Origin of the sequence: Mycobacterium paraffinicum (assembly GCF_001907675.1) — a bacterium.
GTDB lineage: Bacteria > Actinomycetota > Actinomycetes > Mycobacteriales > Mycobacteriaceae > Mycobacterium > Mycobacterium paraffinicum_A.
Map to the genome: position 1 here is coordinate 1 of NZ_MPNT01000064.1, position 10,353 is coordinate 10,353.

General features: G+C 67.2%; 9 protein-coding genes and 1 pseudogene. 6 read left to right on the plus strand and 4 right to left on the minus strand.

Annotation, left to right across the window (positions count from 1 at the left end; genetic code table 11):
• Window positions 1-218 (plus strand): annotated as a pseudogene (locus BRW65_RS30485) (DNA topoisomerase IV subunit B); the annotation flags it as partial.
• 13 nt (window positions 219-231) lie between these two features.
• Here BRW65_RS30485 and BRW65_RS30490 read toward each other — a convergent pair.
• Both BRW65_RS30490 and BRW65_RS30495 read right to left on the minus strand, forming a co-directional pair.
• Window positions 232-576 carry a DUF202 domain-containing protein gene (locus BRW65_RS30490; RefSeq protein WP_073881157.1) on the minus strand — a complete coding sequence of 115 codons (345 nt, stop codon included), beginning with the start codon at window positions 574-576 and terminating at the stop codon, window positions 232-234.
• Entirely contained in the window at window positions 573-887 is a 315-nt protein-coding gene (locus BRW65_RS30495) for a YidH family protein (RefSeq protein WP_073881171.1), read from the minus strand. Before BRW65_RS30495 ends, BRW65_RS30490 begins: the two co-directional genes overlap by 4 nt.
• A gap of 441 nt (window positions 888-1,328) precedes the next feature.
• Between BRW65_RS30495 and BRW65_RS30500 the strand changes: the two genes are divergently transcribed.
• From BRW65_RS30500 to BRW65_RS30520, 5 genes are all read left to right on the plus strand, one after another.
• A complete protein-coding gene (locus tag BRW65_RS30500) occupies window positions 1,329-2,708 on the plus strand; it encodes an ABC transporter substrate-binding protein (protein WP_244168283.1) in 1,380 nt (459 codons plus the stop codon).
• Between the two features lie 120 nt (window positions 2,709-2,828).
• Window positions 2,829-3,629, plus strand: a complete 801-nt coding sequence (locus BRW65_RS30505; RefSeq protein WP_244168284.1) for an ABC transporter permease — start codon at window positions 2,829-2,831, stop codon at window positions 3,627-3,629.
• Complete coding sequence (locus BRW65_RS30510) at window positions 3,626-4,381, plus strand: ABC transporter ATP-binding protein (RefSeq protein ID WP_073881161.1); 756 nt, start codon at window positions 3,626-3,628, stop codon at window positions 4,379-4,381. The genes BRW65_RS30505 and BRW65_RS30510 overlap by 4 nt, the downstream gene beginning before the upstream one ends.
• A gap of 75 nt (window positions 4,382-4,456) precedes the next feature.
• Window positions 4,457-4,804, plus strand: coding sequence for a hypothetical protein (locus BRW65_RS31590; RefSeq protein ID WP_139273337.1), 348 nt, complete (start codon window positions 4,457-4,459; stop codon window positions 4,802-4,804).
• A gap of 57 nt (window positions 4,805-4,861) precedes the next feature.
• Window positions 4,862-6,376, plus strand: coding sequence for a SulP family inorganic anion transporter (locus tag BRW65_RS30520; protein ID WP_084188119.1), 1,515 nt, complete (start codon window positions 4,862-4,864; stop codon window positions 6,374-6,376).
• Window positions 6,377-6,399: 23 nt separating this feature from the next.
• Here BRW65_RS30520 and BRW65_RS30525 read toward each other — a convergent pair whose 3' ends face one another.
• Entirely contained in the window at window positions 6,400-6,693 is a 294-nt protein-coding gene (locus BRW65_RS30525; protein WP_073881167.1) for a hypothetical protein, read from the minus strand.
• Window positions 6,694-6,721: 28 nt separating this feature from the next.
• On the minus strand, window positions 6,722-9,973 hold the full coding sequence (locus BRW65_RS30530) for a serine/threonine-protein kinase (RefSeq protein ID WP_073881169.1): 3,252 nt from the start codon (window positions 9,971-9,973) through the stop codon (window positions 6,722-6,724).
• Between the last annotated feature and the right edge of the window lie 380 nt (window positions 9,974-10,353).

Below are 10,353 nucleotides of genomic sequence, written 5' to 3' on the forward strand. Positions count from 1 at the left end.
AGGACGGCATCCAGCGTTACAAGGGTCTGGGTGAAATGGACGCGAAAGAGTTGTGGGAGACCACGATGGACCCGTCGGTGCGGGTGCTGCGCCAGGTCACCCTGGACGACGCCGCCGCGGCCGACGAGTTGTTCTCGATCCTGATGGGTGAAGACGTCGACGCCCGCCGCAGCTTCATCACCCGCAACGCCAAAGACGTTCGCTTCCTTGATATCTGAGCAACCGCGGTAATCAGGCGCCCAGCAGCAGATAGGCGACGACGGCCAGGGTCAGTGAGACGACCGAGGTGCCGACGAGTAACACGGCGCGTCGTGCGTGCACCCGCTCAGGCAGCGGACGGACCGCCAGCGCGCGGCGACGCCGCGCCCCTACGGCGTAGACGGCCAACGCGAGGGCAACCGCCGCCCCCGCGATCGCCACGCGCGCCGCGAGACCGCTCGGACCGGTGAGGTTGCGGTCCTTGAGTAGAACCAACACACCGGATCCGATGACCGACAGAGATGTTCTCGTCCAGGCCAGGGCCGTGCGCTCCGGCTGCAGCCCGCGGTCGGCCGGCCAGGCCTGCGCGGACGTCACCGGCCGGCTCCCGTTCCCACCAGCACCAAGCCCACCGTGGCCAGGCCGATGGCGATCAGTGCCATCGCCAGATAGACCGGAGTGGCCGGTCGGGGCAGCGGTTGATCGACGCGAATCGCACGATCGACGTGCCTCCAACGTTGCAGGCCCGCAACCGAAGTCAGCATCGCCGTCGCGCCCACCGCACCGCCGAGGAGGTGCCGCACCCCCGGTACGGCCAGTTCCGGCATGAACTGCACCACGCCGACCGCCGCGGCAAGCAACCCCAACGCTGTCCGCTGCCATGCCAGGAACGTCCGCTCGTTTGCCAGCGTGAATCGATAGTCTGGTTCGGCACCGGGCGCTCTTGATGCCGTCGGAGATTGCCCGGTTCCCGGTTTTGCCGCAGCGCCTGAGGTTTTCACAATCACCCAGTCTTTCGCCTGTTGCGCCGGTGTGCCAGGAGAACCCAGGTGGCGTAACTCAGACTTCATTTGCGCGCGGAGCCGACGCTCGGCGGGCGTCGTTCTGCCCCGGCGAACTTCTGTCGGCGCCCGGTGCCGCAGCACCGTGACCACCTGCGCTCTGAAGAACCAGATGGCGTAACGGTTGCGCAACGTCCAGTGATCGAGCGGTAATAGAGAGCGCCGACGCTGGACTGCGTGTACGACGTGATTCCAACCGCCCGACCAGGCCGGCGCACCCCTCGGGGCGCTCGGGGGCCGCGCTGGCGGCGTGTTCGGGCGGCGGCCGCCGCGTCAATGATCGTGCCCATGTTGCAGGCGCTGAGCGGATGTGGCGTGTTGACCGAGACCGCCCTCGTGATCAACGTCGGATACCAGTCCAAGACCATCAACACCGTCAACGCCGGAACCTTGATGCGTGACCGCGGCGCGTTCGAAAGCGAGCTCGACCAGCTCGGCAAGTCGACGGGCCGCAAGTACCGAGTGGTGTGGCAGGACTTTTCCTCCGGCGCACCGCTGACCGCGCAGATGATCGCCACCCACGTCGACATCGGGTCGATGGGCGATTACCCATTGCTCACCAACGGATCGAAGACGAAGAAGTACGACGATGCTCAGACCAAATTGATCGCTGTCACCGGCTACAGTCTGCGCGGCTCGCTGAACCAGGTCGTGGTTCCCAACGGTTCCGCAGCGCGCACCCTGGCCGATCTCGTCGGTAAGCGGCTGTCCACCAGCCTCGGGTCGGCAGGCGACGGCATGATCTCAACTGCCTTGCAGCGCAACGGTATCGACCCCCATTCCGTGCACACGGTCAACCAGGATCCGTCGATCGGAGCGTCGGCCATCGACGGGGGGCAGGTCGACGCGTTGGCGCAGTTCGTGCCGTGGCCACAATTGGTGATCTTCCGCAACCAGGGCAGGCTGCTCTACGACGGCGGTGACAACAATGTGCCGACCTTCCACGGCGTCGTCGTCCGCAGACAGTTCGCCGATGCCAACCGCGACGTGACCAACGCATTCCTGCGGGCGATGAGGACGACCACCGACTACATCGTCACCCATCCGCTGGCGGCCGCGCTCCGAGTGAGCCAGTTGACCGGCATCGAACCCGAGGTCGTCTACCTCTATAACGGCCCCAACGGGCTGGTGTCGTTCGATATGACGTTGAAAGACCGGTTCGTCAAGGCCGCCGCCGCGATTCAGAAGTTCCTGGTCGCCCGAGGCTCGGTGAGCAAAGACTTCGACGTCGCGTCGTTTGTCGACGACGGGTACCTGCGACAGCTTTTCGGCGACGACTATGACCGCAGGCGCGCCGACGTGACCAACCCGAGCGTGCTGAGCGGATACGACGACCTGTGCCGACTGCCCGTCACCGATCCTGCGCAGGCGTCGGAGTTGTGGGCCCAGGGGGCCGACGGCACTGCCGTGGCCGCGACACCGACCTGCCTGCTACGCCGAGTGGCCGCCACCGCCGCAGTGCGGACCGCGTACGTCCCGGACACCCTGACTGGCACCCGGTTGTTCGCCAATCATGCTGTGTGGCTTGCAGACCCGGACGCGCCATTGACTCAGCGGTACAAACCCTTCGCCACCGGTGCCGGCGCCGACGCCTACCGGGCGAGTCATCCGACGGCCGCACCACTCGCTTACTCGGCAGCCGTGGCGCAGTCCCGGTCGCCGCAATAGCCGACAACTGAAACCGAGAAGTAAGGAGCTCCCGTGACAAGCACACTGTCTCGCCCGGAGGCCGTCGAGCCCGCACCGGTCGCGCCGGTCTCGGCGCCGGCGCTCAGGCCGGGCCGACGGATCACGATCCGCATTCCGACGGCCGTCCAGCGCCGCACCGCGGCCGTGGTGCTGCCGCTGATCCCGATCGTCGCGTTCGTCGGGCTGTGGCAGCTGCTCACCGCGCACAACGTCGTCGCCTGGCTACGGTTCAACCGGATGCCCGCCCCCATGCGTGTTGTCGAAAGTCTCGGTGCCCGAATCAGCTCCGGCGGCTACTACGACGACTTGCTGGCCAGTCTGCAGCGGATCTTGCTCGGGTTCGGCCTCGCCGCCGCAGTCGGCATCGCCCTGGGCATTCTGGTCGGCCGCTCACCGACGGCACGGATGACGTTGCGGCCCTTCATCGAGATCGTGCGGCCAATCCCGGCGATCGCCCTGGTGCCGCTGACCATCCTGCTGTTTCCCTCCAGCGAACAAGGCATCGTGTTCATCACCTTCTTCGCCGCGTTCTTTCCCGTCGTCGTCAGCACCATCCACGCCACCGAGTCGCTGCCCAAAGTGTGGGAAGAAGCCGCCAAAACGATGGGGGCTGGCCGGATTTCGCTGCTGCTGCACGTGATCCTTCCCGGAGCGCTGCCCGGCATCTTCGCCGGCCTTTCCGTCGCCATGGGCGTGGCCTGGATCTGTGTGGTCAGCGCGGAGATGATTTCCGGGCAGTTCGGCATCGGCTACTACACCTGGCAGTCCTACGGTCTGCTCGATTACCCGGGAGTGGTCGTCGGCATGATCTCGATCGGCGCGCTGGGTCTGATCACAGCCTGGGCGGTGGAGCGCGTCGGCCGCCGCATCAACCACTGGCTGCCGAGGGCAAGCCGATGAGCGCCGGCGCCGTTCACCTCGACCGGTTGAAATTGGGCTTCAACGGGGTTGTCGCCGCGGACATCACCCTTGACATCGATCCTGGCGAGGTCGTCGTCTTCCTCGGCCCGTCGGGGTGCGGCAAGTCCACGATTCTGCGAGCGCTGGCGGGGCTCCTCATTCCGCTGAGCGGGCACGCCACGGTCGACGGTGCACCGGTGGCGGGCAATGCGGCCCAGTGCGCCATGGTGTTCCAAGAGGACGCATTGTTCCCATGGCGTACGGCACTGAAAAACGTCATGTATCCGATGCGGTTGCGGGGCATCCGCGGCAGGGATTTGAAGGCCGCGGCGCAAGACCGGCTCGAGCAGGTGGGTCTGGGGTCCTACGGCAGTCATCTGCCCAGCCACCTGTCCGGCGGCATGCGGCAGCGGGTGCAGTTGGCTCGCACCCTCGCCTGTGAGCCGAAGGTGATGCTGATGGACGAACCCTTTGGCGCCCTGGATGCCCAGACCCGACTGGACATGCAACGGCTACTGATGACGGTGTGGGAGCGGCAGAAAATGACCATTCTGTTCGTCACCCACGACGTCGACGAGGCGCTGCTGCTCGCCGACCGGATCGTGCTGTTGAGCCACCGGCCCGCGACGGTAGCCGATGTCATCACGATCGACGGACCCCGTTCCCCGCAAGCCCAATTCACCGATGCCTATCAGCGCCGCCGCCACGACATCCTCGCGTTTCTTGGCCACGACTCGGCTGTGACGGCGTAGGGCGCGTTCAACGACGGTGGCCTGTGAGGTAACGCCCCGACCACCGTCCACTTCACCGGAAGGTCAGCAAGAGTGATGACTGAGACCGATCTGAAAGCAGCAGGAGAGCTCAGTGGAACTGCGCCGGGCATACGCCATCGCCCGTTCCACTCGTCCGGTCGCGAAGAGCTGGCCGTCCTCCCCGAGGATCGACTAGTCGACGCGACACGGGCAGCGTCTCCGACGCACCACGCGGACGTCGCCCAGGCGCGGCTGTTCGCCGACCTGCTGCGCGCAGAGCACGCCGAACTCGGAGCCGCCGCCGGTCTCGGGCCGCAACTGCGCCCGCAACCATGCACTTCCGAGCAACTGCGGCAGTTGCAGGCACGCATGAAAGAGATCCGCCGGCTCCTCCACGCGCTCGAATTGCGCTTCCGCTGTTGATGATCGCCAGACGCTTCGCGGCTGCTCGACAGCCGGGCACCTCTAGAACGGAACCACATGAGACCTGAGACTTCTGCCGCACGTCGATACGCCGTGATTGCCGACGGCGACGCCGTCTTCGGCGCGTTGCGCAGCCTCCCCCGGTTGCGCACCGAGGTGCTTGCGGGACTGGTCGTGGCGCTCGCGCTGATTCCCGAGGCCATCGCCTTTTCGGTCATCGCCGGTGTCGATCCACGCGTCGGCCTGTTTTCATCGGTGACTATGGCGCTCACCGTGGCGGTTGCGGGAGGCCGACCGGCGATGATCTCGGCGGCCACCGCCGCGGTGGCCCTCGTCGTCGCGCCGGTCGGCCGCGAACACGGAATCAATTACCTGGTCGCGACAATCGTCGTGGCCGGCGCCTTCCAGATACTGCTGGGGCTGGCCGGCATCGCGAAACTCATGCGGTTCATCCCCCGCAGCGTGATGATCGGGTTCGTCAACGCCCTGGCGATTCTGGTGTTCCTGTCCCAGCTCCGGCACTTGGTGGGTGTCCCGTGGGTGGTCTACCCACTCGCCGCGGTCGGCATCGCGATCATGGTGTTGCTGCCCAGACTGACCGCCGCGGTCCCGCCACCCCTGGTGGCGGTGCTGGCCCTGACGGCGGCGGTCGCGGCGTTCGGCTGGCACGTACCCGACGTGGGATCCCAAGGCCAGCTGCCACATTCGCTGCCATCACCGACGATTCCGCACGTGCCATTGACCTGGACGTCACTGCAGATCATTGTTCCGTACGCCCTGGGCGTGGCGTTGGTGGGACTGCTGGAATCGTTGATGACAGCCAAGCTCGTCGACGACCTCACCGAAACGCCGTCGAACAAGACCCGTGAAGCTTGCGGGCAGGGAGTGGCCAACATCCTCACCGGAATCTTCGGCGGCATGGGCGGCTGCGCGGTGGTGGGCCAGACCATGATGAACGTCAAGATCGCCGGCGGACGAACACGGCTGTCGACCCTGTGCACCGGGGCATTCGTGTTGCTGCTCATCATGTCTCTTGGTGACCTGGTCGGTCGGATACCCATGGCCGCGCTCGCCGCCGTGATGGTCGTGGTGTCCGCCACCACTTTCGACTGGCACAGTGTGGCGCCCCGCACGCTGAAAGTGTTGCCGCTCAGCGAAACGCTCGTGATGATCGTCACCGTGCTGGCCACAGTGGTCACCGGCAACCTAGCCGTAGGAGTGACCCTGGGGGTCGTCACCGCCATGGTCGCATTCGCACGTCGAGTCGCGCACCTGACGATCGTCGAAGCCGACCACCCATCACAGACTCATGGCATCCGCACCTATCGCGTAAGAGGGGAACTGTTCTTCGCCTCCAGCAACGATCTCGTCCACCAATTCGACTACGTCAATGACCCAGACGACGTCCTGATCGACATGTCCGGTACCGACGTTTGGGACGCATCGGCGGTCGCCACCCTCGACGCCATCCGAAACAAGTACCGTGCCCGCGGCAAGACGGTGCGCATGATCGGCTTGGACGGGGCCAGCCTCGAGCGACTCAACCGCCTCTCTGGCCGGCTGGGCGTCTGACCAGATGGCCAGGGTGCGGAGGCCTACCGATACGCCAGCGCGGCCGTCCCAATCGTCACCGACGCGTCGGCGATCACCTCGGTCAGTTTCCCCTGCAGTGTGGCCGTGGCTTCACCGACCGGTCTGTCGCAGTGCCTGCACTGCGCGTTGAACTGCGGCTGGTCGTCTTCGTCGGGCCAGAACCGGCGGGGGCCAACCATCGCGCCGGGATCGTATTGAACCGCCTGATGGGGGGCGTCCTTGAGGATCCGGCCCACCGGATGGCCTTGCGGACACTCGAGTTTGAGGATGCCGATGCCTTCTTGGTTGGCTGCCATCTTTGCCCTTTCGCTTGTTGTCTACCGGTCAGCCGAGGCCGGCGTCGATGAGCAGCCGCGGCAATCCGTGTTGGGCGCACTGGGCACGCACCAGCGCGAGGTCGTCGTCGGCGGTACGTCCGGCGGCGGTGAGTGTTTCGACCAGCAGCAGGCGCGCCTGCAGGGCCGCCAACGGCCGCGCGGTCGCATCGATTCCGGCCAGCAGGTCGGCGGCGTGCCGGCAGGCCAGTGCTCGATCATCGCGGGAGTGGCTGCGGGACAGCAGGCGGATGCCGGAGGCCGCGTCGAGCTCGGCGGTGATGGTGGCGATGCCGTTACCGTCTCGGGGGATGCTGCCCACGGCCCGCAACCGCTCCGACTCGGTGGGGTCGATCGGCAGACCCAACCTGATGCGCTCGTGGTTGAGGGCGGCGGCCAGGCGTGGCAATCGCAGTCTCTCGGCCACGGCCGCACCGTCATCGAGGCGCTCGGCCGCGGCCTCGCGATCCCCCTGCACGGCCTTGATTCTGGCGCCGACCCCGTAGCGCGCCATGAGGTAGTCGACCCCACCACCTTCGGGGCCCAGGTGGTAGCTTTCCTCGAGCAACTCCGCCGCCGCCGCCAATTCCCCTGTCTCGTAGAGCAATTCGCCCAGCACCGCGCCGGCGATCCGCGCCGCATACGAGTGCGGCCCGGCCGCGGTGCCGATGTCGAACGCCTCCCGGAACAGGCGCATGGCGAGCGGGATGTCGAGCTGCTGTCGGGCTGCGATGCCGGCCCAACTACGGGCGTAGACCGCGCCGACCGCACCCACCTGCTCGTTGTAGGGCTCCGCCCACTTCAACAGCCGCTGGGCGGCGGGCAGGTCGAAGCGGTAGATCGCCGCGAACGCCAATGCCGTGGCGGCCGCCTGTGGCAACACGGGACGCAACTGGTCGGCCTTGGAGATGACGTCGCTCAGCAGATCCTCGAGGCCGTCGATCCGGTCGGCATAGATCTCGGCCACCGCCCGCACCACGCTGGCTTCCAGCGCCAGGTCTGCGCGCCTCTCCGCGGGCAGGTCCGCTTTGGACAGGGCGGCGGCGAAACGTTCCAGCGCGGTCTCGGTGGCCTCGCTGCGGTGCAGCAGGATGTTCGCCCACGCCGTCGCGAGTTGCAGCAGCGGCCGGGAGACCACCAGCTGCGGGGGCAGCTTCTCGACGATGCCGAGGAAGGTCGTCATGCGCGACTGGTTGATCAACGCCCTGGTTTCCAACTGCTCGACGAGATCGACCGCGTGCGCGGTCTCGCCCGCTGCGAGCGCATGGTCGACGGCCTCGTTGATGTGGCCGTGTTCGGCGAACCACTCCGACGCCGTGTGGTGCAGCTCGCCGAGGCGGCCGGCATCGTCGCGCTCGAGTCGGCGGCGGAGAAATCCGGCGAACATCTGGTGGTAGCGAAACCATTGCGGCGCATGGTCGATGCGTCGCAGGAACAGACCGCGTCGCTCGATATCCTCGAGAATGGCTTGCGCACCGCCGACCTCGGCCAGCACCGAGGCGAGCTCGCCGCAGATGCGTTCGGTGATCGAGGTGGCCATCATGAACTCGACGAGTTCGCGCTCCAGGGTGTCGAGGACGTTCTCGGCGAGGAACTCGCCGACCGCCTCGTCCTCCCCCGTCAGCTGGCTCACCAGGTCGCCGGCATCCGTGCCGCCGCGCAGCGACAGCGTCGCCAACTGCAGCGCCGCGGCCCACCCGTCCGTCGAGGCGGTCAGGGCCGCGACGTCGGCGCCCCCCAGCTGCAGCCCGGCCACGTCGTTCAACAATGACTGCGCCTCGTCGGCGTCGAAACGCAGCTTCTCGCAGTCGACTTCGACGAGCTCGTCACGAATTCGCAACCTGCTCAACGGCAATCCCGCGCGCGACCAGCTGGTCACGATGATCTGCAGGTGGTCGCCGCCATGCTCGATCAGGAAGCGCAGGGCGTCGAGTGTTTGAGTGTCCGACACCCGATGCCAGTCGTCGATCACGAGCGTGAACGGGTCGCCGTTCTCCTCGATCTGGTCGATCAGCGAGGCCAGCACGTAGCGGATCGCCTCGTCCCCGCGCTGTTCGAGCATTCCTTCCAGCGGGGCCGCCAGCGCGGGGCGCACCCGCCGGATCGCCGCGAGCAGATGCGCGAGAAACCACACGACGTTGTTGTCGTCGCCGTCGACGGTCAGCCAGGCCACTGCCACGCCGGAGTCCGTCAGCTCGGCGCGCCACTGGGCCACCAGGGTCGTCTTGCCGTAGCCGGAGGGCGCGTAGACGAGGATCAGCCGCCGGCGCCCGGCCGCGCGGAGCAGCGCCATCAACCGGTCGCGCGGGACCAGCTTCTGGACGATGACCGGGGGGCGGTATTTCGTCACCGGCGCCGGCGGCGTGGGTGCGGCGTCGCGCCGGTCCGATGCCCCCGACCGCTCCGCCGTCCAGTCCACCGGCACGGCCATGTCGTCGACGGGAAGCCGGTGACGACGCTGGACCTCGCGCAGCTGCTCGCCGTATTCGGCGGCGACGGCCGGCCTGCGCGAGGGGTCGCGGGTCATCGCGGTTTCGATGACGGCGATGACATCGTCGGGCACCCCGCGCTCGCCCAGCATTTCCGGGATCGACCGCCCCATGGGCGGGTGGCCGGTCAGCGCGCAGAACAGCGTCGCGCCCAACGAGTAGACGTCGGATCCGGTTGTGGGAGTGGCACCTTCGAGCAGCTCGGACGCGATGAAGGCCGGTGAGCCGATGACCACCCCGGCGCGGGTCTCAAACCCACCGGCGATCCGCGCCAGGCCGAAGTCGGTCAGCTGCGGCTCGCCGTAGTCGGTCAGCAGCACGTTTCCCGGCTTGACGTCGCGGTGCAGGATGCCGGCGCGATGCGCGGCTTCCAGCGCGCCGGCGAGCTTCACGCCGATGCCGAGCGTCTCACGCCAGCCGAGGGGCCCCTGCCCGCTGACCCGACCCCACAGCGACCCCTTGGCGTGGTACGGCATCACGATGAACGGCCGGCCGCCGCGGGTGGTGCCGACCTGCAGAACCGTGACGATGTGCGGGTGTCCCGAGAGCCGGCCCATCGCCCGCTGTTCGCGCAGGAATCGGTCGAGGTTCTCGGGGTCGAGGTCGTTGGTCAGCACCTTGACCGCCACCATGCGGTCCAGTTCGGGCTGGGCGCAGCGGTAGACCACCCCGAATCCCCCGCGCCCGATCTCCTCGACACCCTCGAAGTCGAGCTCCGCGGCGACCCCGGCGATCAGATCCTGCTGGATCGCCTCTGCATCAACGTCGGCCATCGACGGTCTCTGTCCTTGCGAGTCAGGCCGGTGCGCCTTGCACTGGTCGTGACACGATATCGCGGAATGACCTGGGGCGATGGGGGGAAAATTCGCGCGTCCCGCCGTGCGCATGGGGCGCTCGAACTTTCCCGACCTCGCGGCGCCGCGCACAAGAACCCCACAAGAATCACGCAAGGTCTCGGCGACATCATTGCCGCAATTGCCAGAGCAGCCGCGAACGGTGACTGCTCCGACCACTTGCCGCTCGCGGGAAAGGACTCTCAATGACGATGTCAAGCCGCCGACTGAGTGATCGGGGGTGAGTCGGGTTGCCAGGTGCGGTTGTCGCGGATGAGTGCGTAGAGGACGTTGGTGCGGCGTCGGGCCAGGCAGATGGT

Bases quoted from the DNA above. Each gene is read 5' to 3' on its own strand.
- BRW65_RS30500 (WP_244168283.1), top strand. From the start codon at position 1,329: ATGTTGCAGGCGCTGAGCGGATGTGGCGTGTTGACCGAGACCGCCCTC.
- BRW65_RS30510 (WP_073881161.1), top strand. From the start codon at position 3,626: ATGAGCGCCGGCGCCGTTCACCTCGACCGGTTGAAATTGGGCTTCAAC.
- BRW65_RS31590 (WP_139273337.1), top strand. From the start codon at position 4,457: ATGACTGAGACCGATCTGAAAGCAGCAGGAGAGCTCAGTGGAACTGCG.
- BRW65_RS30520 (WP_084188119.1), top strand. From the start codon at position 4,862: ATGAGACCTGAGACTTCTGCCGCACGTCGATACGCCGTGATTGCCGAC.
- BRW65_RS30525 (WP_073881167.1), bottom strand. From the start codon at position 6,693: ATGGCAGCCAACCAAGAAGGCATCGGCATCCTCAAACTCGAGTGTCCG.
- BRW65_RS30530 (WP_073881169.1), bottom strand. From the start codon at position 9,973: ATGGCCGACGTTGATGCAGAGGCGATCCAGCAGGATCTGATCGCCGGG.